A 23,306-nucleotide genomic window follows, 5' to 3' on the forward strand; every position below is an offset into this window, starting at 1 on the left:
GCTGACATGACGACACACATTCAACGATCTGCCTTGCTGCCGTATCCGGCGCAAGCACTGTATGACCTGGTCAACGACGTGGCGCGTTATCCGGAATTCCTGCCGTGGTGCTCTTCGGCTGAAGTCCTGGAAAGTTCTGCCGAACACATGCGCGCCAGCGTTGGCGTGGCGAAGGGCGGGCTTAGCCAGCATTTCGTGACGCGCAACACCCTGGTTCCCGGGCAATCGATCGAAATGAATCTCGAGGAAGGTCCGTTCACTCAGTTGCATGGCATCTGGGTGTTCAAGGCACTGACCGACAAGGCCTGCAAAATCAGCCTGGACCTGTCGTTCGATTACGCCGGACCGATTATTCGCGCGACGTTGGGGCCGTTGTTCAATCAGGCGGCCAATACGCTGGTGGATGCGTTCTGCCAGCGCGCCAAACAGATACATGGTTGAGGCCATGATTGAGGTCGAGGTGGTATATGCCGCTGTTGATCGTCAGGAGCTCCTGTCCGTGACGTTGCCGGCAGGGACGACCGTACGCACGGCGTTGCTGAAGTCAGGTATCGATCAGGCATTTCCAGAGCTGGATCTGACCAACTGTCCCGTCGGAATCTTCGGCAAAGTTATCGTCGACCCGGACAGTCGCCTGGTTCAGGCAGGGGATCGCATCGAGATTTACCGGCCGTTGCTGGTTGATCCGAAAGAGGTTCGCCGGCAACGCGCAGCCAAGGCTGCCGAGGCCAAAGCGCGCAATCAGTGACTGGTTGAAACACCAGGCAATAAAAAACCCGGACATGCCGGGTTTTTTATTGCGTCGCAAATTATTGCGGCGAGGTTTCCAGCGGTTCTGGACTCGGGACCGGAACGGTTTCTACGCCGTCGACGTCCTTCTGGATCTGGTCCAGCAACGAGCCTGGCTTGACCGGTTTTTCCGGTTTCGGCTTCTCGGCGTTTTCGCCAGGTTCGGTCACTGTTGTGCCGCTGTCCTTGCCGAGAATGGCTTCATCACGGCTCACGCCTGGCATGAAGTCACCAGAGAGGCTGACAAGCTGGTCATTTGGGTTAAAGATAACGCTAATGCGTTCCTGTTGGCGTTCACCGCCACCGGGTTGCAGGCTGTACAGATAATCCCAGCGATCGGCATGGAACGTGTCAGTCAACAGAGGGTTGCCCATGATAAACCTTACTTGCTTACGGGTCATTCCCGGGCGTAACTGGTCTATCATGTCCTGCGTGACGACATTGCCCTGCTGGATGTCGATTTTGTAAACCCCGGGGAATGAACAACCGGCGAGTGCGAGCAGTCCCACAAAGGTGAAACTGGTTAGCAAGAGCTTGGTGTTTTGCATCGGTGGGCGACTTCCACTATCTTGGCTGGGACAACGTAAACGCCGATCATACCCGCATTAAGAGAAGCTGCGAAGCAGCATCGCGAGAAAGCTGACCATGGTTGAAAATAGCGAACTACGCAAAGCCGGCCTCAAAGTGACCCTTCCACGGGTCAAAATTCTGCAAATGCTCGATTCCGCCGAGCAACGCCACATGAGTGCCGAGGACGTCTACAAGGCGCTGATGGAGGCTGGTGAGGACGTCGGTCTGGCCACGGTTTACCGTGTTCTGACCCAGTTCGAGGCAGCTGGCCTTGTGGTGCGGCACAACTTCGACGGAGGCCATGCGGTCTTCGAGCTGGACGACGGCAAGCATCACGACCATATGGTCAACGTCGAAACCAGTGAAGTGATCGAATTCTTCGACGAAGAAATCGAGCGCCTGCAGAAAGCCATCGTCGACAAGTACGGCTTCGAGATGGTTGATCACAACCTTGTGCTGTACGTGCGCAAGAAAAAGTAAGCATGTCGCGCGAACCTGAGGTTCGCGAAACGAGCGAAGGCGACCCCAGGGTCGCCTTCGTGCTTTCTGCCAGTCTTAAATTTTCGCGGTGACGACCATCTTCTTCGCGTGAGCCAGGGATTCCTTGGTGAGGTCGATGCCTCCGAGCATCCGCGCCACTTCTTCGACACGCTCGTTCTTGCTCAGCTTGGAAACAGCGGTGTGAGTCGCCTCTTCGCCGCGTACCTTGTGCACGAATAGATGTTGATGTCCCTGCGCTGCCACTTGTGGCAAGTGGGTCACCGTCAGCACCTGCCCGCGTTCCCCCAGTCGGCGCAGCAATTGGCCGACGATCTCGGCGGTCGGGCCGCCGATACCTACGTCTACTTCGTCGAACACCAGGGTCGGTACGCGAGAGGTCTGCGCAGTGATCACTTGAATGGCCAGGCTGATTCGCGACAGCTCGCCACCCGAGGCTACTTTGGCCAAGGCTTTTAGTGGCTGGCCGGGGTTGGCGCTCACCAACAGTTCTACTTGTTCGAGCCCATTGGGCAACAGTTCATTGCTGCTGTTCGGGCGCAATTCGATGGTGAAACGACCACCGGGCATGCCCAGTCGCTGAATTTCCTGCTCCACGGCACTGGCCAGGCTGTTCGACGCTTGATGGCGCAAGTCGCTTAGCTCGCGAGCCTTCTCCTGATAATGGCGGGCATAAGAGGCGAGCTCATCGCTCAGTCGCTCGATGGACTCATCGTTGGCATTCAGGGTTTCGATTTCATCCAGCAAGCGCTGCTGCATCTCGGCGACTTCGGTCGGCTGGATCCGGTGTTTGCGCGCCATGGTGTAGATCGCATCGAGGCGCTCTTCCAGGTATTGAAGGCGCGCCGGGTCGGCGTCGAAGTTATCAAGGAAGCGGTTCAGTTCGCCCACCGCTTCTTCAACCTGGATTTGCGCGCTGGTCAGCAGGCTACTGGCTTCGCCCAGTGCGCCGATCGAGTTGTTGACGCTCGATAAGCGGTTGAGGCTCGCCGTGAGGGCATTCAAGACATTGCCGGAATCGCTTTCGCTGCATTGCTCGACCACTTGCCGGCAAATGCCCAGCAGGGTTTCGGCGTTGGTCAGGTTCTTGTGCTCCTGTTCGAGTTGTTCCAGCTCGTTTTCGCCGAGGCCGAGGTTTTCCAGTTCTTCGAGTTGATAGCTGAGCAATTGGTGGCGAGCGCGTTGCTCATCGCCGGAATTGGAGAGGCGCTCGAGTTCCTGGCGAGTCTGGCGCCAGCGTTGGGCGGCCAGTTGGACCTGGCGGGCAAGGTCGGTGGCGCCGGCGTACTCATCGAGCAAGCGGCGGTGGGTGTCGGTCTTGAGCAGGGATTGGTGTTCATGCTGGCTGTGGATATCGATCAGCAATTCGCCCAGGGCCTTGAGGTCGCCAAGGGGGCAGGGCGTGCCGTTGATGTAGCCGCGCGAACGGCCTTCGGCGGTAATCACCCGGCGCAGGATGCACGGACCATCGCTTTCGAGATCGCGTTCGGCCAACCAGGCGCTGGCTTCCGGGATATCGACCAGGTCGAAGGTCGCCAGGATATCGGCCTTGTCTGCGCCGGGGCGGACCACGCCGCTGTCGGCGCGATCACCCAGGGTCAGGCCCAGGGCGTCGAGCATGATCGACTTGCCGGCGCCGGTTTCCCCAGTGATCACGCTCATCCCGCGATCGAGTTCAAGATCGAGATGTTCAACGATGGCGTAGTTATGTACGGACAGGTGCACCAGCATAGAGGCCGCTCCCAGGCTTTAGGTCTGGTTATTTATACAGTGTTTTGTTTCTGGCTGACAATGCCCTGCCTTAGCTCGATTTGCTTGATCCGACGAAAGCCTTGGTTCGGTGGGGAATGACAATGCAGCGTTTTTTGTAGGGTTAATCACAACAAACCCCTTGAAGCTCGATTTTGCGGCCCCATATAGCTGGGCAGAAGCGCGAGTTGAGCTCGCGGACGATATTGAAAGGAGAAATCTATGGCTGACGAACAGACAGTGGATACGCAAAATCTAGACGCCGAGGCTTCGGGTGAAGACCTGGCGGCACGTGTACAAGTGCTCGAAGAGCAGCTGGCAGGCGCACAGGATCAGGCTTTGCGTGTTGCCGCCGATCTGCAGAACGTCCGCCGTCGCGCCGAGCAGGATGTCGAAAAGGCTCACAAGTTCGCGCTGGAAAAATTCGCCGGCGACCTGTTGCCGATCATCGACAGCCTGGAGCGTGGCCTGGAGTTGTCCAACCCGGATGACGAAAGCATCCGCCCAATGCGCGAAGGCATCGAGCTGACCCTGAAAATGTTCCAGGACACCCTGAAGCGTTATCAGCTGGAAGCGATCGATCCGCACGGCGAACCGTTCAATGCTGTGCATCACCAGGCGATGGCCATGCAGGAAAGCGCCGACGTCGAGCCGAACAGCGTTCTGAAGGTGTTCCAGAAGGGCTATCAGCTCAACGGTCGCCTGCTGCGCCCGGCCATGGTTGTGGTCAGCAAGGCCCCTGCGCCAGTTTCGCCTTCGATTGATGAGCAGGCTTGAAATTAGCCGCAAGGCCCCCATTTATAAGTCAAGCGTTTAAGTGCTACCGCAGTTAGCCACCACTGCTGCGGCAACCAAATCCAAAGTTTCGGGAGAGTGAACATGGGCAAAATTATCGGTATCGACCTGGGGACTACCAACTCCTGCGTCTCCGTGCTTGAAAACGGCGTAGCCAAAGTTATTGAAAACGCCGAAGGCGCGCGTACCACGCCGTCGATCATCGCTTACGCCAACGATGGTGAAATCCTCGTGGGCCAGTCGGCCAAGCGTCAGGCTGTGACCAATCCGCACAACACCCTGTATGCGGTGAAGCGTCTGATCGGTCGTAAGTTCGACGAAGAAGTCGTACAGAAAGACATCAAGATGGTCCCTTACAAAATCGCCAAGGCTGACAACGGTGATGCGTGGGTTGAAGTGAACGGCCAGAAAATGTCGCCGCCACAAATCTCGGCTGAAATTCTGAAGAAAATGAAGAAGACCGCCGAAGACTACCTCGGCGAGCCAGTGACCGAAGCGGTGATCACCGTTCCGGCCTACTTCAACGACAGTCAGCGTCAAGCCACTAAAGACGCCGGCCGCATCGCGGGCCTGGACGTTAAACGTATCATCAACGAACCAACCGCAGCCGCGCTGGCTTACGGTATGGACAAGGCGAAAGGCGATCACACCGTGATCGTTTACGACTTGGGCGGCGGTACTTTCGACGTTTCGGTTATCGAAATCGCTGAAGTCGATGGCGAGCACCAGTTCGAAGTGTTGGCCACCAACGGTGACACGTTCCTGGGCGGCGAAGACTTTGACATTCGTCTGATCGACTACCTCGTTGACGAATTCAAGAAAGAAAGCGGCATGAACCTTAAAGGTGACCCGCTGGCCATGCAGCGCCTGAAAGAAGCCGCTGAAAAAGCCAAGATCGAGCTGTCTTCGAGCCTGCAGACCGACGTGAACCTGCCGTACATCACTGCAGACGCCACCGGTCCTAAGCACTTGAACGTGAAAATCTCCCGCGCCAAGCTCGAAGCGCTGGTTGAAGACCTGGTTCAGCGCACCATCGAACCTTGCCGCATCGCTCTGAAAGATTCCGGCATCGACGTTGGCGCGATCAACGACGTGATCCTGGTAGGCGGTCAGACCCGTATGCCACTGGTTCAGAAGCTGGTGACCGAATTCTTCGGTAAAGAAGCACGTAAAGACGTGAATCCGGACGAAGCCGTTGCCATGGGTGCTGCTATCCAGGGCGCCGTATTGGCTGGTGACGTGAAAGACGTTCTGCTGCTCGACGTCAGCCCGCTGACCCTGGGTATCGAAACCATGGGTGGCGTGATGACCGCGCTGATCGAGAAAAACACCACGATTCCTACCAAGAAATCGCAAGTGTTCTCGACGGCCGACGACAACCAGGGCGCAGTGACCATTCACGTGCTGCAAGGTGAGCGTAAGCAAGCCGCACAGAACAAGTCCCTGGGCAAGTTCGACCTGGCCGAGATTCCACCAGCACCACGTGGCGTGCCACAAATCGAAGTGACCTTCGACATCGACGCCAACGGCATTCTGCACGTAGGCGCCAAAGACAAGGCCACCGGCAAGACTCAGTCGATCGTGATCAAGGCCAACTCCGGTCTGTCCGAGGAAGAAATTCAGCAGATGATTCGCGATGCTGAAGCCAACGTCGACGCCGATCGCCAGTTCGAAGAGCTGGCAACCGCTCGCAACCAGGGCGATGCGCTGGTTCACTCGACTCGCAAAATGGTCGCAGACGCTGGCGATAAAGTGACTGCTGAAGAGAAGACTGCAATCGAAGCGGCTGTTGTTGCTCTGGAAGCCGCTGTCAAAGGCGACGACAAAGCTGCCATCGAAGCCAAGGTAGAAGAGCTGTCGAAAGTCTCCGCTCCAGTGGCGCAGAAGATGTACGCCGAACAGGCTCAGCCTGCTGAAGGCGCTGCACCGCACGAAGAGAAAGCTGAAAAAGCAGACGACGTTGTCGATGCCGAGTTCGAAGAAGTCAAAGACCACAAGTAAGTTGTTGGTCGCCCGGTTGACTGCCTTCAGGCGGTGACTGGTAGGATGTCGCCGCGCGGGAGCCTGCTCCCGCGTTGGCGTGTCTGGAGTACACGAATTTTTACAGCATGCGACAGCGTTCGGATGTTGACGGTATGGCCGAGGATGCTCCTGCTTTTCGAGCCGACAGTACCGCATCGAATCAAAGACCAGGATCGTTGAATTGACGTGAGTTGGGTCCGGGCCTGTATTGGGGCTCAACGAGTTTGGCAAGGCTCAGGAGAGGTTTGCCGGACGTCCTTAAGAGTGCAAAGACTTATGGCAAAGCGTGACTATTACGAAGTATTGGGTGTTGAGCGTGGTTCTAGCGAAGCAGACCTGAAAAAGGCCTACCGTCGCCTGGCGATGAAACACCACCCGGACCGTAATCCCGATGACAAAGCGTCGGAAGAAATGTTCAAAGAGGCCAACGAGGCCTACGAAGTGCTGTCCGATTCCAGCAAACGCGCGGCGTACGACCAGTATGGTCATGCCGGTGTCGACCCAAGCATGGGCGGCGGCGGTGCCGGGTTTGGCGGCCAGAACTTCTCCGACATCTTTGGTGATGTCTTCAGTGACTTCTTCGGTGGCGGTCGCGGCGGTGCTCGTGGCGGGGCTCAGCGCGGCAGCGACCTGCGCTACACCCTGGAGCTGAACCTGGAAGAAGCGGTGCGCGGTACCACCGTGAATATCCGCGTTCCGACACTGGTCAACTGCAAGCCGTGCGACGGCTCGGGTGCCAAGAAAGGCTCATCGCCGGTTACCTGCCCGACGTGCGGCGGTATCGGTCAGGTGCGCATGCAACAAGGTTTCTTCTCGGTGCAGCAGACCTGCCCGCGCTGCCATGGCCAGGGCAAGATCATTTCCGATCCGTGCAATTCCTGCAATGGCGAAGGCCGTGTCGAAGAGTACAAGACCCTGTCGGTGAAAGTGCCGGCCGGTGTCGATACCGGTGACCGCATTCGCCTGTCTGGCGAAGGCGAGGCGGGGGCTCAGGGCGGGCCGACGGGCGACCTGTACGTGGTGATCAATGTGCGCGAGCACGCGATCTTCCAGCGTGACGGCAAGCACCTGTTCTGCGAGGTGCCAATCAGCTTCGTCGACGCCGCATTGGGTGGTGAGCTGGAGATTCCGACCCTTGATGGTCGAGTCAAACTGAAAATCCCTGAAGGAACTCAGACCGGCAAGCAGTTCCGTGTGCGCGGCAAAGGCGTTGCGCCAGTGCGTGGCGGCGGTGCGGGCGACCTGATGTGTCGCGTGGCGGTTGAAACCCCGGTCAACCTGGGTCGTCGTCAGCGCGAATTGCTCGAAGAGTTCCGCAGCTCACTGGAAGACGACAACAGTCATTCGCCGAAAACCACCGGTTGGTTCGAAGGCGTGAAGCGCTTCTTCGGCGATCTGTAAGGAGTGAGCATGCGACGTATAGCTGTGATGGGCGCTGCTGGACGCATGGGCAAAATCCTGGTCGAGGCCGTGCAGCAGCGCGCGCCGTTGACCGGCCTGACGGCGGCGATTGTGCGCCCTGGCAGCACGCTGATTGGTGTGGATGCCGGTGAGCTGGCCTCGCTCGGACGTATCGGCGTGCCGTTGTCCGGTCATGTCGAGGCGGTGGCTGATGAGTTCGACGTGTTGATCGACTTTACGCTGCCGGAAGTCATGCTGAAAAACCTGGCGTTCTGTCGCAAGGCGGGCAAGGCCATGGTGATCGGTACGACCGGGTTGGACGCTGCGCAGAAGCAGTTGCTGGCCGAGGCGGGCAAGGACATTCCGATTGTGTTCGCGGCCAATTTCAGTGTGGGTGTGAACCTGTCGCTGAAGCTGCTCGACATGGCTGCTCGCGTGTTGGGTGATGAGGCAGACATCGAAATCATCGAGGCTCACCACCGGCACAAGATTGACGCGCCTTCGGGCACGGCGTTGCGCATGGGTGAAGTGATCGCCAGTGCGCTGGATCGCGATCTGCAGAAAGTCGCGGTCTACGGGCGTGAAGGCCACACCGGTGCGCGTGAGCGTGAAACGATCGGTTTCGCCACTGTGCGCGGCGGTGATGTGGTCGGCGATCATACGGTGCTGTTCGCCTGTGAAGGTGAGCGCCTCGAAATCACGCACAAGGCTTCCAGTCGCATGACCTTCGCCAAGGGCGCTGTACGTGCCGCGTTGTGGCTGGAGGGTCGTGAAGCAGGCCTTTACGACATGCAAGACGTGCTCGATTTGCGTTAAGATGCGCCCGAAATCGGGCTCAAGCCTAGCGTTTGAGCCCGGTTTTACCCCGCCAAGCGACGTCCTGTCGCATTCCCCGGCCTTTAAGGCTCATTGGCGGTAGACCAAAAATGCCTTTTTCTGTAAGCTACAGCTTTAGTGTGTCCACTAAAAGCGCGCAGAATTATTCGGTGAAGAAGCGGGGTGACGTGTCCATACGTCACTCCGCTTTTTTACAACCTGCGATCGCCCTTTCAGGCTTTATTTACGGGAGGTCTTCTTGACTAAGCCAGCCATACTCGCCCTTGCTGATGGCAGCATTTTTCGCGGCGAAGCCATTGGAGCCGACGGTCAAACCGTTGGTGAGGTGGTGTTCAACACCGCCATGACCGGCTATCAGGAAATCCTTACCGATCCTTCCTACGCCCAACAGATCGTTACCCTGACTTACCCGCACATCGGCAACACCGGTACTACACCGGAAGACGCAGAATCCGACCGCGTCTGGTCCGCTGGCCTGGTCATCCGTGACCTGCCACTGGTGGCGAGCAACTGGCGTAACACGATGTCCCTGTCCGACTACCTGAAAGCCAACAACGTTGTGGCAATCGCCGGTATCGACACCCGCCGCCTGACACGCATCCTGCGTGAAAAAGGCGCGCAGAACGGCTGCATCATGGCCGGTGACAACATCTCCGAAGAAGCCGCCATCGCCGCCGCCCAGGGCTTCCCTGGCCTCAAAGGCATGGACCTGGCGAAAGTCGTCAGCACCAAAGAGAAGTACGAGTGGCGCTCGACTGTCTGGGACTTGAAAACCGACAGCCACGCGACCATCGACGCCTCCGAGCTGCCGTACCACGTGGTGGCCTACGACTACGGCGTCAAGCTGAACATCCTGCGCATGCTGGTCGCGCGCGGTTGCCGCGTGACCGTGGTGCCGGCCCAAACGACCGCTGCTGAAGCGCTGGCCCTGAAGCCGGACGGCGTGTTCCTGTCCAACGGCCCTGGTGACCCGGAGCCTTGCGACTACGCGATCCAGGCGATCAAAGATGTGCTGGAAACCGAGATTCCGGTCTTCGGTATCTGCCTCGGTCACCAGCTGCTGGCCCTGGCCTCCGGCGCCAAGACCCTGAAAATGGGGCACGGCCACCACGGTGCCAACCACCCGGTCCAGGACCTGGACAGCGGTGTGGTGATGATCACCAGCCAGAACCACGGTTTTGCGGTAGACGAAACGACCCTGCCAGCCAACGTTCGCGCGATCCACAAATCGCTGTTCGACGGCACCCTGCAAGGCATCGAACGTACCGACAAGAGCGCCTTCAGCTTCCAGGGTCACCCTGAAGCCAGTCCTGGCCCGAACGACGTAGCGCCATTGTTCGATCGCTTCATCAACGAAATGGCCAAGCGACGCTAATCGCTCGCCTTGATGTTGCAGAGCTTGAGGGCGGTCCCGACACCGGCGGCCCCCTCAAGGCTTCACAGATTGAACAAGACGGCTTGCCGACTGACCTGCGGATTTGAGTGACAAACCCATGCCAAAACGTACAGACATAAAAAGCATCCTGATTCTCGGCGCTGGCCCGATCGTGATCGGCCAGGCCTGCGAATTCGACTACTCCGGCGCCCAGGCCTGTAAAGCCCTGCGCGAAGAGGGTTACCGCGTCATCCTGGTGAACTCCAACCCAGCGACCATCATGACCGACCCGGACATGGCCGACGCGACCTATATCGAGCCGATCAAGTGGCAGACCGTTGCCAAGATCATCGAAAAAGAGCGTCCGGACGCGCTGCTGCCGACCATGGGTGGCCAGACCGCCCTGAACTGCGCACTGGACCTGGAGCGCGAAGGCGTTCTGGAGAAGTTCGGCGTAGAGATGATCGGCGCCAACGCTGACACCATCGATAAGGCTGAAGACCGTTCGCGCTTCGACAAGGCGATGAAATCCATCGGCCTGGATTGCCCGCGCTCCGGTATCGCCCACAGCATGGAAGAGGCCAACGCGGTCCTCGAAAAGCTCGGCTTCCCGTGCATCATCCGTCCGTCCTTCACCATGGGCGGCACCGGTGGCGGTATCGCTTACAACCGTGAAGAGTTCGAAGAAATCTGCGCCCGCGGTCTCGACTTGTCGCCGACCAAAGAGCTGCTGATCGACGAATCCCTGATCGGCTGGAAAGAATACGAGATGGAGGTTGTCCGCGATAAGAAGGACAACTGCATCATCGTTTGCTCGATCGAAAACTTTGATCCAATGGGCGTGCACACCGGTGACTCGATCACCGTGGCTCCAGCACAAACCCTGACGGACAAGGAATACCAGATCATGCGGAACGCCTCCCTGGCGGTACTGCGTGAGATCGGCGTTGAAACCGGCGGCTCCAACGTTCAGTTCGGCATTTGCCCGGACACCGGCCGTATGGTCGTGATCGAGATGAACCCGCGTGTATCCCGCTCTTCGGCACTGGCCTCGAAAGCCACTGGTTTCCCGATCGCGCGTATCGCTGCCAAGCTGGCGATCGGCTACACCCTGGACGAGCTGCAGAACGAAATCACCGGCGGCGCGACGCCTGCGTCCTTCGAGCCGTCGATCGACTACGTCGTCACCAAGCTGCCACGCTTCGCCTTCGAAAAATTCCCGAAAGCCGACGCACGCCTGACCACTCAAATGAAGTCGGTCGGTGAGGTCATGGCCATCGGCCGGACCTTCCAGGAGTCCCTGCAGAAAGCCCTGCGCGGCCTGGAAGTGGGCGTTTGCGGTCTGGACGAAAAGCTCGACCTGAGCAACCCGGAAAGCATGAGCGTGCTCAAGCGCGAGCTGACCGTGCCGGGCGCCGAGCGTATCTGGTACGTGGCTGACGCTTTCCGCGCCGGCCTGTCGGTCGAAGACATCTTCGGCATGAACATGATCGACCCGTGGTTCCTGGTGCAGATCGAAGATCTGATCAAGGAAGAAGAGAAGGTCAAGACCCTGGGTCTGGCCAGCATCGACCGCGACTTGATGTTCCGCCTCAAGCGCAAAGGCTTCTCCGACATGCGTCTGGCCAAGCTGCTGGGCGTGACCGAGAAGGCGCTGCGTCGCCACCGTCACAAGCTCGAGATCTTCCCGGTCTACAAGCGCGTTGACACCTGCGCAGCCGAGTTCGCCACTGACACCGCCTACATGTACTCGACTTACGAGGAAGAGTGCGAAGCTGCGCCATCCGGCCGCGACAAGATCATGATCCTCGGCGGCGGTCCAAACCGTATCGGCCAGGGCATCGAATTCGACTACTGCTGCGTACACGCGGCACTGGCGCTGCGCGAAGACGGGTACGAGACCATCATGGTCAACTGCAACCCGGAAACCGTCTCCACCGACTACGACACCTCCGATCGCCTGTACTTCGAGCCAGTGACCCTGGAAGACGTGCTGGAAATATGCCGCGTCGAGAAGCCCAAAGGCGTGATCGTCCAGTACGGCGGCCAAACCCCGTTGAAACTAGCGCGTGCCCTGGAAGAAGCTGGCGTACCGATCATCGGCACCAGCCCTGACGCCATCGACCGCGCTGAAGACCGCGAGCGCTTCCAGCAAATGGTTGAGCGCCTGAACCTGCGTCAGCCGCCAAACGCCACCGTGCGCAGCGAAGACGAAGCAATTCGTGCCGCCGCCAAGATCGGTTACCCGCTGGTAGTGCGTCCGTCCTATGTACTGGGCGGTCGTGCGATGGAAATCGTCTACGAAGAAGAAGAACTCAAGCGCTACCTGCGTGACGCGGTGAAAGTGTCCAACGACAGCCCGGTGCTGCTCGACCACTTCCTCAACTGCGCCATCGAAATGGACGTGGATGCGGTGTGCGACGGTACCGACGTGGTGATCGGCGCAATCATGCAGCACATCGAGCAGGCCGGCGTTCACTCCGGTGACTCCGCGTGCTCCCTGCCGCCGTACTCGCTGCCTGCGCACATCCAGGACGAGATGCGCGAACAGGTCAAGAAAATGGCCCTGGAACTGGGTGTTGTCGGCCTGATGAACGTTCAGTTGGCGCTGCAAGGCGAAGACATTTACGTCATCGAAGTCAACCCGCGCGCTTCCCGTACCGTACCGTTCGTGTCCAAGTGCATCGGTGTTTCCCTGGCAATGATCGCGGCTCGCGTGATGGCCGGTAAAACCCTGAAGGAAATCGGCTTCACCAAGGAAATCATCCCGAACTTCTACAGTGTGAAAGAGGCGGTGTTCCCATTCGCCAAATTCCCTGGTGTGGACCCGATCCTGGGCCCAGAGATGAAGTCCACCGGTGAAGTGATGGGCGTGGGCGACACCTTTGGCGAAGCATTCGCCAAGGCTCAAATGGGCGCCAGCGAAGTGCTGCCGACCGGCGGTACCGCGTTCATCAGCGTGCGTGACGACGACAAGCCACTGGTTGCAGGCGTGGCCCGTGATCTGATCAACTTGGGTTTCGAAGTGGTCGCCACTGCCGGTACTGCCAAGCTGATTGAAGCGGCAGGCCTGAAAGTGCGTCGTGTGAATAAGGTGACCGAAGGTCGTCCGCACGTGGTCGACATGATCAAGAATGACGAAGTCACCCTGATCATCAACACCACCGAAGGCCGTCAGTCGATCGCTGACTCCTATTCCATTCGTCGTAATGCCTTGCAGCACAAGATCTACTGCACCACCACCATTGCTGCTGGCGAAGCCATCTGCGAAGCGCTGAAGTTCGGTCCCGAGAAGACCGTGCGCCGCTTGCAGGATCTACACGCAGGATTGAAGGCATGAGCATAACCAAGTACCCAATGACCGTTCAGGGCGCCAAGGCCCTGGAAGAAGAACACGCTCACCTGACCAAGGTCGTCCGTCCGAAGCTCAGCCAGGACATCGGTACGGCCCGCGAGTTGGGTGACTTGAAGGAAAACGCCGAATACCACGCTGCTCGCGAGCAGCAAGGTATGGTCGAGGCGCGGATCCGCGACATTGAAGGCCGCATGCAGAATGCGGTCATCATCGATGTCACGACCATTCCTCACACCGGCAAGGTGATTTTCGGCACCACCGTTGAAATCGCCAACGTCGAGACGGATGAAAGCGTCACTTACCACATCGTGGGTGAGGATGAGGCTGACTTCAAACTGGGCAAGATTTCGGTCGGTTCGCCACTGGCCCGCGCCTTGATTGCCAAGGAAGAGGGTGATGTGGTTGCCGTGAAAACGCCGGGTGGCGTTATCGAGTACGAGATTGTCGAAGTCCGCCACATCTAAACAACGGCGCCCGCTACGTGCGGGCGCCATGTTTTGGCAGCTGACTCAGATGTTGTGGGTGGGTGGCCTGTGGCTGTTACACATCGGCCTGCTGCCGGTGCTGGGCCAGATTGGCCTGGCGCCGCTGCTGATCGACGAAATTGCAGGCATGCTGAATGCGCTGATGGTGGGATTTGCCACAGCGTGTGTGATGTTCCAGGCTTTGGTGCTGATTCAGGCCGAGGGCCTTGCCAGTCTATGGCGCGATATTCGTGGGCAACTGCTGTTGATGGCCCTGTATGCGTGCGGGATGTTTTTCGCCGTGCGCTTCGGTTGGCCGGATGCGGTGCGTTGGCAGGTGTTCAGCTATCTGGTGCTGGGTTTTTCCGGGCTGGTGCTGGTGTTGCAGCCGGTGCCTGGATGGAGCGGCAGGGTGCGCGAAGCACACCCTTGACCCTTGTCATCACTTGAAGCGATGAACGTTCGACAGCTGCTTGTTGACGCTGAAGTTCTTGCGGTAAATCAGTGCCATCTTGCCGATGACTTGAACCAGATCCGCTTTGCCGACCTTGCACAGTTCTGCAACGGACGCCAGGCGCGATTCGCGATCGAGGATGTTGAGCTTGATTTTAATCAGCTCGTGATCCGCCAAAGCGCGTTCGAGTTCGGCTAACACACCTTCAGTCAAACCGTTGTCAGCCACGATCAAAACCGGTTTCAGATGGTGGCCAATGGATTTGTACTGTTTCTTCTGCTCTTGAGTGAGCGGCATAATCTGACCCCTGCGTCTGATCTTGTAAAAAGCGGCGGCCAGTTTACCCGAGCGAGTCCGGGACCGCCCAGTTAATCACGACCCGTTTTATTTTCGAGGTGGCCCGTGGCCCGTTCCAAGACAAGCCTTAAATGGCTGCAAAGACATGTCAATGATCCCTATGTGAAGCAGGCGCAGAAGGATGGCTACCGCTCGCGTGCGAGTTACAAGCTTCTGGAGGTCCAGGAGAAATACAAACTGATCCGTCCCGGCATGAGCGTTGTCGACCTGGGTGCGGCGCCCGGGGGGTGGTCGCAGGTGACTAGCCGCCTGATCGGGGGTGAGGGGCGTCTGATCGCCTCGGACATTCTGGAAATGGACAGCATTCCGGACGTGACTTTCATCCAGGGTGACTTCACCGAGGACGAAGTGCTCGCGCGGATCCTTGAAGCCGTAGGTAATTCGCAGGTGGACCTTGTGATTTCCGATATGGCCCCCAATATGAGTGGTACGCCTGAAGTGGACATGCCAAAAGCCATGTTTCTTTGCGAGCTGGCGCTTGATTTGGCGGAACGGATACTCAAGCCCGGTGGTAATTTCGTAATCAAGATTTTTCAGGGCGAAGGGTTTGATGTTTACCTGAAGGATGCTCGTCGGAAATTCGACAAGATCCAGATGATCAAGCCGGACTCTTCTCGTGGCAGTTCCCGCGAGCAATACATGCTGGCTTGGGGTTACCGCGGGCGTAGTGAGTAAAACGAGGTTTTTTTGGCGGGGCGATAGGTTTTTCGTATTTCGCCTCGTGAGCATTAGCGAATATCGTGTAGAAAGTGTTTCACAAAGGGTTACAGACGGCGCCTGCCAGAGTCGTAGGTAATGTAGTAAGTTAGGCCGGTGAATATCATGCGAAGCGCGCGCCATTAGCGGAGCTTGCTTCAGAGGGTAGTTAATTGAACGATATGGCAAAGAATCTGATCCTGTGGTTGATCATCGCGGCTGTCCTGGTGACGGTGATGAACAACTTCTCCAGTCCTAACGAGCCGCAGACCCTCAACTATTCCGACTTCATCCAGCAGGTCAAGGATGGCAAGGTCGAGCGCGTAGCCGTTGATGGCTATGTGATTACCGGCAAACGCAACGATGGCGACAGCTTCAAGACCATTCGTCCGGCAATCCAGGACAACGGTCTGATCGGCGACCTCGTGGACAACCACGTCGTAGTCGAAGGCAAGCAGCCTGAGCAGCAGAGCATCTGGACTCAACTCCTGGTTGCGAGCTTCCCGATCCTGGTGATCATCGCCGTGTTCATGTTCTTCATGCGGCAGATGCAGGGCGGGGCTGGTGGCAAAGGCGGGCCGATGAGCTTTGGCAAGAGCAAGGCGCGCCTGCTCTCCGAAGATCAGGTAAAAACGACCCTGGCTGACGTTGCCGGTTGCGACGAAGCCAAGGAAGAAGTCGGTGAGCTGGTCGAGTTCCTGCGCGATCCGGGCAAGTTCCAGCGCCTGGGTGGTCGTATTCCTCGCGGCGTACTGATGGTGGGTCCTCCTGGTACCGGTAAAACCTTGCTGGCCAAGGCGATTGCCGGCGAAGCCAAAGTGCCTTTTTTCACCATTTCCGGTTCCGATTTCGTCGAGATGTTCGTCGGTGTCGGTGCCAGCCGTGTTCGCGACATGTTTGAACAGGCCAAGAAACACGCTCCTTGCATCATCTTCATCGATGAAATCGACGCCGTCGGTCGCCACCGTGGCGCCGGCATGGGCGGCGGTCACGACGAGCGCGAGCAGACGCTCAACCAGTTGCTGGTAGAGATGGACGGCTTCGAAATGAATGACGGCATCATCGTCATTGCGGCCACCAACCGTCCAGACGTACTGGACCCTGCCTTGCTGCGTCCGGGTCGTTTCGACCGTCAGGTCGTGGTCGGTCTGCCGGATATCCGTGGTCGCGAGCAGATTCTCAAGGTTCACATGCGCAAAGTGCCAATGGGCGACGACGTCGCTCCGGCCGTCATCGCACGTGGCACTCCCGGTTTCTCTGGTGCCGACCTGGCCAACCTGGTGAACGAGGCGTCGTTGTTTGCTGCCCGCACTGGCAAGCGCATCGTCGAAATGAAAGAGTTCGAACTGGCCAAAGACAAGATCATGATGGGCGCCGAGCGCAAATCCATGGTCATGTCCGAGAAAGAGAAGCAGAACACCGCTTATCACGAAGCAGGCCACGCTATCGTGGGTCGCGTCGTGCCTGAGCATGATCCGGTGTACAAGGTCTCGATCATCCCGCGCGGTCGTGCGCTGGGTGTGACCATGTTCCTGCCGGAAGAAGATCGCTACAGCCTGTCCAAGCGTGCGTTGATCAGTCAGATCTGCTCGCTGTACGGCGGCCGTATCGCTGAAGAAATGACCCTGGGCTTCGATGGCGTCACCACCGGTGCCTCCAACGACATCATGCGTGCCAGTCAGATTGCACGGAACATGGTGACCAAGTGGGGCCTGTCGGAAAAACTCGGTCCGTTGATGTATGCCGAAGAAGAGGGCGAGGTGTTCCTCGGTCGTGGCGGTGGTGGTCAGAGTGCAAGTTTCTCCGGTGAGACAGCGAAGCTGATCGACTCCGAAGTCCGCAGCATCATTGACCAGTGCTACGGCACGGCCAAGCAGATCCTCACGGATAACCGTGACAAGCTCGACGCCATGGCTGATGCCTTGATGAAGTACGAAACGATTGATGCTGATCAGATCGACGACATCATGGCGGGTCGTACGCCTCGCGAGCCTCGCGACTGGTCGGGCGGCACCGGTACTTCCGGAACACCTCCGGCAGTGCAGGATCCGCGTCCGGAAACACCGATCGGCGGTCCGGCTGCTGACGTTTAAGGTTTGAAATGACTTCTGTTCAGTCCTCAACCCGGTTGCCTTGCGGCAACCGGGTTCTTGATTTGGCCCAGACGCATGTCATGGGTATTCTCAATGTCACTCCTGATTCCTTCTCTGACGGTGGCCAATACAGCCAGCTCGATGCGGCCTTGCGCCACGCCGAAGCCATGGTGGCGGCTGGCGCGACGCTGATCGATGTCGGCGGCGAGTCGACCCGGCCGGGTGCCAGGGCGGTTTCACCGCTGGAAGAGCTGGAGCGTGTAGCGCCCATCGTTGAGCGCATCAATCGCGAGCTGGATGTCATTATCTCGGTCGATACCTCTACGCCGGCGGTCATGCGCGAAACGGCGCGACTTGGCGCGGGGTTGATCAATGACGTGCGGGCGCTGCGACGCGATGGTGCTCTGGATGCCGCGGCGGCCACGGGTCTGCCGGTTTGTCTGATGCACATGCTCGGTGAGCCGGGCGATATGCAGGACAATCCGCACTATCAGGACGTTACAAGAGAGGTGGGCGAGTTTCTCGCCGAGCGCATGGCTCAATGTGCGTCGGTAGGGATTCCGGCTGAGCGGATCATCCTTGATCCGGGCTTTGGCTTCGCAAAAAACCTGCAGCACAATCTAAGCTTGTTCAAGCATATGCAAGCCCTGCATGCCTTGGGGCGGCCCCTGTTGGTCGGGGTTTCGCGAAAGAGCATGATAGGCCAGGCGTTGAGTCGCCCGGTCGGAAAGCGACTGCCTGGCGGCCTGGCGCTCGCGGCGCTGGCTTCGATCAAGGGCGCGCGTATATTGCGCGTCCATGATGTGGCCGAAACAGTCGATGTGGTGAGGATGATCGCCGCAGTAGAATCAGCCGAATAAGAATGATGGAGCGCTAATGACTAGAAAATATTTTGGTACCGACGGCATTCGTGGTCGCGTAGGCGAATACCCGATTACTCCTGACTTTATGCTCAAGCTCGGCTGGGCGGCGGGCATGGCATTCCGCAAAATGGGCGCCTGCAAGGTGCTGGTGGGCAAGGACACGCGGATCTCCGGTTATATGTTCGAATCGGCGCTCGAGGCCGGGCTGACGTCGGCAGGTGCTGACGTGATGCTCTTGGGCCCGATGCCGACGCCGGCCATCGCCTACTTGACGCGTACTTTTCATGCCGAAGCCGGCATCGTGATCAGTGCTTCGCACAATCCTCACGATGATAACGGCATCAAGTTTTTCTCCGGAAAGGGCACCAAGCTTCCGGATGAAATCGAGCTGATGATCGAAGAGTTGCTCGACACCCCGATGACCGTGGTTGAGTCGAGCAAGATCGGCAAGGTTTCGCGGATTAACGACGCTTCGGGTCGTTACATCGAATTCTGCAAGAGCAGCGTCCCGACCGGTACCAGCTTCGCAGGTCTCAAGATCGTGATCGACTGCGCTCACGGTGCGACCTACAAGGTGGCGCCTAGCGTTTTTCGTGAGTTGGGGGCTGACGTCGTTGTACTGTCGGCGCAACCTAACGGTCTGAACATCAACGAAAATTGCGGTTCGACCCATATGGGCCCGCTGCAGGCTGCGGTTTTGGCCGAGCACGCCGATCTGGGTATTGCGTTTGATGGTGATGGTGACCGGGTCCTGATGGTGGATCACACTGGCACTGTCGTCGATGGTGACGAGCTGCTGTTCATCATTGCTCGCGACCTGCATGGGCGTGACAAATTGCACGGCGGTGTAGTCGGCACGCTGATGAGTAACCTGGGGCTGGAGCTGGCCCTGGCCGATCTGTCGATTCCTTTTGTGCGCGCCAACGTCGGCGACCGCTATGTGATCGCGGACCTGCTGGAGCGCAACTGGGTCTTGGGTGGTGAAAATTCGGGGCATATTGTCTGCTTCAGTCACACCACTACCGGTGATGCGATCATTGCTGCGCTGCAGGTGTTGATGGCGCTGAAGACTCGCTCAGAATCGCTGGCTCAATCGCGTCAGGCGTTGCGCAAGTGCCCTCAGGTGCTGATCAATGTGCGTTTCGGCGGTGGTGCAAGCCCGCTCGATCATCCTTCTGTCAAAGAGGCCAGCGAGCGCGTTACCCAGGCGATGGCTGGCCGTGGCCGTGTGCTGTTGCGCAAGTCCGGCACGGAGCCGCTGGTGCGTGTGATGGTCGAAGGCGAAGACGAAACGCAGGTTCGTGGCTATGCCGAGGAGCTGGCAGAACTGGTTACTGAAGTTTCTGCCTGATTACGGCTTGCCAGCCATGATTGTGTTGGGTAACATCTGCGCCCACTTTGACCGACGAGGTACAGCATGCGTCGCCCTATGGTAGCTGGTAACTGGAAGATGCACGGTACCCGCGCCAGCGTCGCTGAGCTGATCAAGGGCTTGAGTAATCTCGCCTTGCCGAGCGGTGTTGATGTGGCAGTATTTCCGTCTTTCTTGCATATCAATCAAGTGATTGATGGTCTGGAAGGCAAGTCGATCAAGGTCGGCGCGCAGAACGCTGCGGTGGAATCCAGGCAAGGTGCGTTGACCGGTGAAATTGCACCGAGTCAGCTGGCCGAAGAGGGTTGCGCCCTGGTGCTCGTCGGGCACTCCGAACGTCGCCAGATCATCGGCGAGAATGATGAAACACTCATTCGCAAGTTCGAAGCGGCGCAGGCATGTGGCTTGATTCCGGTGTTGTGCGTAGGGGAAACCCTCGAGCAGCGCGAAGCCGGGAAAACTCTTGAGGTTGTCGGGCGTCAGCTGGGCAGTATCATTGAGAAGCTGGGTGTTGGTGTCTTTGCAAATGCAGTAATTGCTTACGAGCCGGTCTGGGCCATTGGCACCGGGCTGACTGCTTCGCCGCAACAGGCGCAGGATGTGCACGCAGCCATTCGCGCTCAGTTGGCGGCAGAGAATTCTGAGGTCGCACAAGGTGTGCGGCTTCTATACGGCGGCAGCGTGAAGGCGGCCAATGCGGTCGAACTGTTCGGCATGCCGGATATCGATGGGGGGCTCATTGGTGGAGCTTCCCTGAATGCAGATGAGTTCGGTGCGATTTGTCGCGCCGCGGGAAACTGAAAAAATGCTGGAAACAGTCGTAGTCGTTTTTCATCTGCTGGGTGCATTGGGCGTAGTTGCCTTGGTATTGCTGCAGCAGGGTAAAGGTGCGGATGCTGGCGCGTCTTTCGGAGCAGGTGCTTCAAATACTGTGTTCGGAAGCCAAGGTTCCTCTACCTTTCTTAGTAAGTTTACTGCTATACTTGCCGCCGGTTTCTTCATAACCAGCTTAGGGTTAGGTTACTTTGCTAAAGAGAAGGCTCACCAGCTGACTCAAGTAGGTTTGCCAAACCCGGCAGTGTTGGAAGTTCCAAAGCAACAACCGGCTTCTGATGATGTACCGGTGCTTCAAGAGCAAAAGTCGGCTACTCCAGCGACTGACGTGCCTCCAGCTCAAGAGCAAAAGTAAGAAGGGTTTCAAACGTAGTATTGCCGAGGTGGTGGAATTGGTAGACACGCAACCTTGAGGTGGTTGTGCCCATAGGGTGTAGGGGTTCGAGTCCCCTTCTCGGTACCAATTATCAGGAGAGCCCGCTGTTGCGGGCTTTCTTGTAGGTGGAAGGTTACATTGACCCTGTCAGGGATCGGTCGTATACTTCCGCCCCAGCTTTGTCGCGGGGTGGAGCAGTCTGGTAGCTCGTCGGGCTCATAACCCGAAGGTCGTCGGTTCAAATCCGGCCCCCGCAACCAGTTTAAGGAGCCCCTTTTAAGGGGCTTTTTGTTAGCTGGACACTTTCAACGCCGCTATTCGACGGCGTTTCAAGGATGGGCGTTTCGCCCATTTTTTTATTTTGCACAGCATGCACATACATGCACGAGGGGGTTCAGGTGTCGAGCAAGCTAGAAGAGTTGCAGGCCTTGCTGGCCCCGGTGGTCGTGGCCCTAGGCTATGAATGCTGGGGTATTGAGTTTTCGGCTCAAGGTCGCCACTCAATGTTGCGCGTTTATATTGATAAGGAAGGCGGCGTGCTGGTGGACGATTGTGCCATCGTCAGCCGTCAGATCAGCGGTGTCCTGGACGTTGAAGATCCAATCGCCGTTGAATATACCCTTGAAGTTTCCTCGCCTGGCATGGAACGCCCACTGTTCACTATTGAGCAGTTTGCAAAATTTGCCGGTGAACAAGTGAAGATCAAGCTGCGCTCGCCTTTTGAAGGACGACGCAACTTTCAGGGCCTTCTGCGCGGTGTAGAAGAGCAGGACGTCGTGGTGCAGGTAGAAGACCATGAGTTCCTGTTGCCGATCGATATGATCGACAAGGCCAACATTATTCCCAGTTTTGACTGAGACGCGGATCCCGCGGATCCAATGGCTTGCGAAAGGCGAGGCGTACGATGAGCAAAGAAGTACTGCTGGTTGTTGAGTCGGTATCCAATGAAAAGGGCGTACCGGCAAACGTAATTTTTGAAGCGCTGGAGCTGGCCCTGGCCACTGCTACCAAAAAGCGTTTTGAGGACGAAGTTGATCTGCGTGTGGAAATCAATCGCCACACCGGTGCTTACGAGACTTTCCGTCGCTGGACGGTCGTTGAAGAAGCTGACCTGGACGATCCGGCCATCGAAACCTGGCCGAGCAAGGTTGCAGAAACGCATCCTGGTGCTCAGGTGGGTGATGTCGTCGAAGAAAAAATCGAATCGATCGAGTTCGGCCGCATTGCTGCACAGACTGCCAAGCAAGTCATCGTGCAGAAAGTTCGCGAAGCCGAGCGCGCTCAGGTTGTTGACGCTTACCGCGAGCGCCTGGGGGAAATCATCTCCGGCACCGTGAAGAAAGTGACCCGAGACAACGTGATTGTCGACCTGGGTAACAACGCTGAAGCGTTGCTGGCTCGTGAAGACATCATCTCTCGCGAAACCTTCCGGGTTGGCGTGCGTCTGCGTGCGCTGCTCAAGGAAATCCGCACCGAGAACCGCGGCCCGCAGCTGATCCTGTCGCGTACCGCGCCGGAAATGCTGATCGAGTTGTTCCGCATCGAAGTGCCGGAAATCGCTGAAGGCCTGATCGAAGTAATGGCTGCATCCCGTGACCCGGGTTCGCGCGCCAAGATCGCGGTCCGCTCCAAGGACAAACGCATCGACCCGCAGGGCGCTTGCATCGGTATGCGCGGTTCGCGCGTCCAGGCAGTGTCGGGCGAGTTGGGCGGTGAGCGTGTGGACATCGTCCTGTGGGACGATAACCCGGCTCAGTTTGTGATCAATGCAATGTCGCCGGCTGAAGTGGCGGCAATTATCGTTGACGAAGATGCCCATGCAATGGACATCGCCGTTGGCGCAGACAATCTGGCTCAGGCCATCGGTCGCGGTGGTCAGAACGTGCGTCTGGCTAGCCAGTTGACTGGCTGGACCCTGAACGTGATGACCGAATCGGACATCCAGGCTAAGCAGCAAGCAGAAACCGGCGACATCCTGCGCAACTTCATCGACGAGCTGGAAGTCGACGAAGACCTGGCACAGGTGCTGGTAGATGAAGGTTTCACCAGCCTGGAAGAGATTGCCTACGTACCGTTGGAAGAAATGCTCAACATCGACGGCTTTGACGAAGAAACCGTCAACGAGCTTCGCGCTCGCGCCAAGGATCGTTTGTTGACCAAAGCCATCGCTACTGAGGAAAAGCTGGCAGACGCCCATCCGGCCGAAGACCTGCTCTCGCTTGAGGGTATGGACAAGGATTTGGCGATGGAACTGGCGGTGCGCGGCGTAATTACCCGCGAAGACCTGGCCGAGCAGTCTATTGACGATCTGCTCGACATCGACGGCATTGACGATGATCGTGCCGGCAAGTTGATCATGGCCGCCCGAGCCCACTGGTTCGAGTAATTAGGCGCGGCCTGAGGAGA

The 23,306-nt window shown here is 58.0% G+C and carries 22 protein-coding genes and 2 tRNA genes; 21 read left to right on the forward strand and 3 right to left on the reverse strand.

Features of this window, described 5'->3' with window-relative positions:
• Positions 1-6: 6 nt before the first annotated feature.
• Together ACA057_RS03875 and ACA057_RS03880 are read left to right on the forward strand one after the other, a co-directional pair.
• Entirely contained in the window at positions 7-441 is a 435-nt protein-coding gene (locus ACA057_RS03875) for a type II toxin-antitoxin system RatA family toxin (RefSeq protein WP_401363205.1), read from the forward strand.
• Positions 434-748 carry an RnfH family protein gene (locus ACA057_RS03880; RefSeq protein ID WP_497346095.1) on the forward strand — a complete coding sequence of 105 codons (315 nt, stop codon included), beginning with the start codon at positions 434-436 and terminating at the stop codon, positions 746-748. Before ACA057_RS03875 ends, ACA057_RS03880 begins: the two co-directional genes overlap by 8 nt.
• Before the next feature lie 61 nt (positions 749-809).
• Here the strand turns inward: ACA057_RS03880 and ACA057_RS03885 are convergent, their stop codons facing one another.
• Positions 810-1,337 carry an outer membrane protein assembly factor BamE gene (locus ACA057_RS03885; protein ID WP_497346097.1) on the reverse strand — a complete coding sequence of 176 codons (528 nt, stop codon included), beginning with the start codon at positions 1,335-1,337 and terminating at the stop codon, positions 810-812.
• Positions 1,338-1,434: 97 nt separating this feature from the next.
• On the opposite strand from ACA057_RS03885, the gene fur reads away from it, so the two are divergent.
• On the forward strand, positions 1,435-1,839 hold the full coding sequence (gene fur, locus ACA057_RS03890; RefSeq protein WP_003197684.1) for a ferric iron uptake transcriptional regulator: 405 nt from the start codon (positions 1,435-1,437) through the stop codon (positions 1,837-1,839).
• Positions 1,840-1,914: 75 nt separating this feature from the next.
• Here the strand turns inward: fur and recN are convergent, their stop codons facing one another.
• Positions 1,915-3,588 carry a DNA repair protein RecN gene (gene recN / locus ACA057_RS03895; RefSeq protein WP_497346099.1) on the reverse strand — a complete coding sequence of 558 codons (1,674 nt, stop codon included), beginning with the start codon at positions 3,586-3,588 and terminating at the stop codon, positions 1,915-1,917.
• A gap of 240 nt (positions 3,589-3,828) precedes the next feature.
• Here recN and grpE point away from each other — a divergent pair, with 240 nt between their 5' ends.
• From grpE to ACA057_RS03935, 8 genes are all read left to right on the forward strand, one after another.
• Positions 3,829-4,383: a nucleotide exchange factor GrpE gene (gene grpE, locus ACA057_RS03900; RefSeq protein ID WP_059403175.1), complete on the forward strand. Its 555-nt coding sequence runs from the start codon at positions 3,829-3,831 to the stop codon at positions 4,381-4,383.
• Between the two features lie 102 nt (positions 4,384-4,485).
• Positions 4,486-6,402, forward strand: a complete 1,917-nt coding sequence (dnaK, locus tag ACA057_RS03905) for a molecular chaperone DnaK (RefSeq protein ID WP_401363219.1) — start codon at positions 4,486-4,488, stop codon at positions 6,400-6,402.
• Positions 6,403-6,699: 297 nt separating this feature from the next.
• Positions 6,700-7,824, forward strand: a complete 1,125-nt coding sequence (gene dnaJ / locus ACA057_RS03910; RefSeq protein ID WP_401363222.1) for a molecular chaperone DnaJ — start codon at positions 6,700-6,702, stop codon at positions 7,822-7,824.
• Between the two features lie 9 nt (positions 7,825-7,833).
• Complete coding sequence (dapB, locus tag ACA057_RS03915) at positions 7,834-8,640, forward strand: 4-hydroxy-tetrahydrodipicolinate reductase (RefSeq protein ID WP_401363225.1); 807 nt, start codon at positions 7,834-7,836, stop codon at positions 8,638-8,640.
• Positions 8,641-8,899: 259 nt separating this feature from the next.
• Entirely contained in the window at positions 8,900-10,036 is a 1,137-nt protein-coding gene (carA, locus tag ACA057_RS03920) for a glutamine-hydrolyzing carbamoyl-phosphate synthase small subunit (protein ID WP_497346102.1), read from the forward strand.
• A gap of 118 nt (positions 10,037-10,154) precedes the next feature.
• Entirely contained in the window at positions 10,155-13,376 is a 3,222-nt protein-coding gene (gene carB / locus ACA057_RS03925) for a carbamoyl-phosphate synthase large subunit (protein ID WP_497346104.1), read from the forward strand.
• A 2-nt stretch (positions 13,377-13,378) separates the two neighbouring features.
• On the forward strand, positions 13,379-13,855 hold the full coding sequence (gene greA, locus ACA057_RS03930; protein ID WP_033058235.1) for a transcription elongation factor GreA: 477 nt from the start codon (positions 13,379-13,381) through the stop codon (positions 13,853-13,855).
• A 28-nt stretch (positions 13,856-13,883) separates the two neighbouring features.
• Positions 13,884-14,288: an MFS transporter gene (locus ACA057_RS03935; RefSeq protein WP_497346106.1), complete on the forward strand. Its 405-nt coding sequence runs from the start codon at positions 13,884-13,886 to the stop codon at positions 14,286-14,288.
• A gap of 9 nt (positions 14,289-14,297) precedes the next feature.
• On the opposite strand, the gene ACA057_RS03940 is transcribed toward ACA057_RS03935, so the two are convergent.
• Entirely contained in the window at positions 14,298-14,606 is a 309-nt protein-coding gene (locus ACA057_RS03940; RefSeq protein WP_059403182.1) for a YhbY family RNA-binding protein, read from the reverse strand.
• A gap of 105 nt (positions 14,607-14,711) precedes the next feature.
• Between ACA057_RS03940 and rlmE the strand changes: the two genes are divergently transcribed.
• The 10 genes from rlmE to nusA all read left to right on the forward strand — a co-directional run bounded on the left by rlmE (position 14,712) and on the right by nusA (position 23,286).
• Positions 14,712-15,341, forward strand: coding sequence for a 23S rRNA (uridine(2552)-2'-O)-methyltransferase RlmE (gene rlmE / locus ACA057_RS03945; RefSeq protein ID WP_497346108.1), 630 nt, complete (start codon positions 14,712-14,714; stop codon positions 15,339-15,341).
• 203 nt (positions 15,342-15,544) lie between these two features.
• Positions 15,545-17,455, forward strand: coding sequence for an ATP-dependent zinc metalloprotease FtsH (gene ftsH, locus ACA057_RS03950; protein WP_017336469.1), 1,911 nt, complete (start codon positions 15,545-15,547; stop codon positions 17,453-17,455).
• 8 nt (positions 17,456-17,463) lie between these two features.
• Positions 17,464-18,315 carry a dihydropteroate synthase gene (folP, locus tag ACA057_RS03955; RefSeq protein ID WP_497346111.1) on the forward strand — a complete coding sequence of 284 codons (852 nt, stop codon included), beginning with the start codon at positions 17,464-17,466 and terminating at the stop codon, positions 18,313-18,315.
• Positions 18,316-18,331: 16 nt separating this feature from the next.
• On the forward strand, positions 18,332-19,669 hold the full coding sequence (gene glmM, locus ACA057_RS03960; protein ID WP_401363245.1) for a phosphoglucosamine mutase: 1,338 nt from the start codon (positions 18,332-18,334) through the stop codon (positions 19,667-19,669).
• A gap of 66 nt (positions 19,670-19,735) precedes the next feature.
• A complete protein-coding gene (gene tpiA, locus ACA057_RS03965; protein ID WP_497346113.1) occupies positions 19,736-20,491 on the forward strand; it encodes a triose-phosphate isomerase in 756 nt (251 codons plus the stop codon).
• A gap of 4 nt (positions 20,492-20,495) precedes the next feature.
• Positions 20,496-20,879, forward strand: coding sequence for a preprotein translocase subunit SecG (secG, locus tag ACA057_RS03970; protein WP_017336473.1), 384 nt, complete (start codon positions 20,496-20,498; stop codon positions 20,877-20,879).
• Between the two features lie 22 nt (positions 20,880-20,901).
• A tRNA-Leu gene (locus ACA057_RS03975) sits at positions 20,902-20,987 on the forward strand.
• Positions 20,988-21,083: 96 nt separating this feature from the next.
• Positions 21,084-21,160 (forward strand) — tRNA-Met (locus ACA057_RS03980).
• Between the two features lie 138 nt (positions 21,161-21,298).
• Positions 21,299-21,757, forward strand: coding sequence for a ribosome maturation factor RimP (gene rimP, locus ACA057_RS03985; RefSeq protein ID WP_010463487.1), 459 nt, complete (start codon positions 21,299-21,301; stop codon positions 21,755-21,757).
• A 47-nt stretch (positions 21,758-21,804) separates the two neighbouring features.
• Entirely contained in the window at positions 21,805-23,286 is a 1,482-nt protein-coding gene (gene nusA / locus ACA057_RS03990; RefSeq protein ID WP_008024459.1) for a transcription termination factor NusA, read from the forward strand.
• Positions 23,287-23,306 lie beyond the last annotated feature (20 nt).

The sequence above is a fragment of the Pseudomonas sp. LBUM1661 genome (assembly GCF_059695925.1).

What these genes read in the sequence shown, in the direction of transcription:
- ACA057_RS03875 (WP_401363205.1), top strand. Translation starts at nt 7, where the DNA reads ATGACGACACACATTCAACGATCTGCCTTGCTGCCGTATCCGGCGCAA.
- ACA057_RS03880 (WP_497346095.1), top strand. Translation starts at nt 434, where the DNA reads ATGGTTGAGGCCATGATTGAGGTCGAGGTGGTATATGCCGCTGTTGAT.
- ACA057_RS03885 (WP_497346097.1), bottom strand. Translation starts at nt 1,337, where the DNA reads ATGCAAAACACCAAGCTCTTGCTAACCAGTTTCACCTTTGTGGGACTG.
- fur (WP_003197684.1), top strand. Translation starts at nt 1,435, where the DNA reads ATGGTTGAAAATAGCGAACTACGCAAAGCCGGCCTCAAAGTGACCCTT.
- recN (WP_497346099.1), bottom strand. Translation starts at nt 3,588, where the DNA reads ATGCTGGTGCACCTGTCCGTACATAACTACGCCATCGTTGAACATCTC.
- grpE (WP_059403175.1), top strand. Translation starts at nt 3,829, where the DNA reads ATGGCTGACGAACAGACAGTGGATACGCAAAATCTAGACGCCGAGGCT.
- dnaK (WP_401363219.1), top strand. Translation starts at nt 4,486, where the DNA reads ATGGGCAAAATTATCGGTATCGACCTGGGGACTACCAACTCCTGCGTC.
- dnaJ (WP_401363222.1), top strand. Translation starts at nt 6,700, where the DNA reads ATGGCAAAGCGTGACTATTACGAAGTATTGGGTGTTGAGCGTGGTTCT.
- dapB (WP_401363225.1), top strand. Translation starts at nt 7,834, where the DNA reads ATGCGACGTATAGCTGTGATGGGCGCTGCTGGACGCATGGGCAAAATC.
- carB (WP_497346104.1), top strand. Translation starts at nt 10,155, where the DNA reads ATGCCAAAACGTACAGACATAAAAAGCATCCTGATTCTCGGCGCTGGC.
- ACA057_RS03935 (WP_497346106.1), top strand. Translation starts at nt 13,884, where the DNA reads ATGTTTTGGCAGCTGACTCAGATGTTGTGGGTGGGTGGCCTGTGGCTG.
- ACA057_RS03940 (WP_059403182.1), bottom strand. Translation starts at nt 14,606, where the DNA reads ATGCCGCTCACTCAAGAGCAGAAGAAACAGTACAAATCCATTGGCCAC.
- ftsH (WP_017336469.1), top strand. Translation starts at nt 15,545, where the DNA reads ATGGCAAAGAATCTGATCCTGTGGTTGATCATCGCGGCTGTCCTGGTG.
- folP (WP_497346111.1), top strand. Translation starts at nt 17,464, where the DNA reads ATGACTTCTGTTCAGTCCTCAACCCGGTTGCCTTGCGGCAACCGGGTT.
- glmM (WP_401363245.1), top strand. Translation starts at nt 18,332, where the DNA reads ATGACTAGAAAATATTTTGGTACCGACGGCATTCGTGGTCGCGTAGGC.
- tpiA (WP_497346113.1), top strand. Translation starts at nt 19,736, where the DNA reads ATGCGTCGCCCTATGGTAGCTGGTAACTGGAAGATGCACGGTACCCGC.
- secG (WP_017336473.1), top strand. Translation starts at nt 20,496, where the DNA reads ATGCTGGAAACAGTCGTAGTCGTTTTTCATCTGCTGGGTGCATTGGGC.
- nusA (WP_008024459.1), top strand. Translation starts at nt 21,805, where the DNA reads ATGAGCAAAGAAGTACTGCTGGTTGTTGAGTCGGTATCCAATGAAAAG.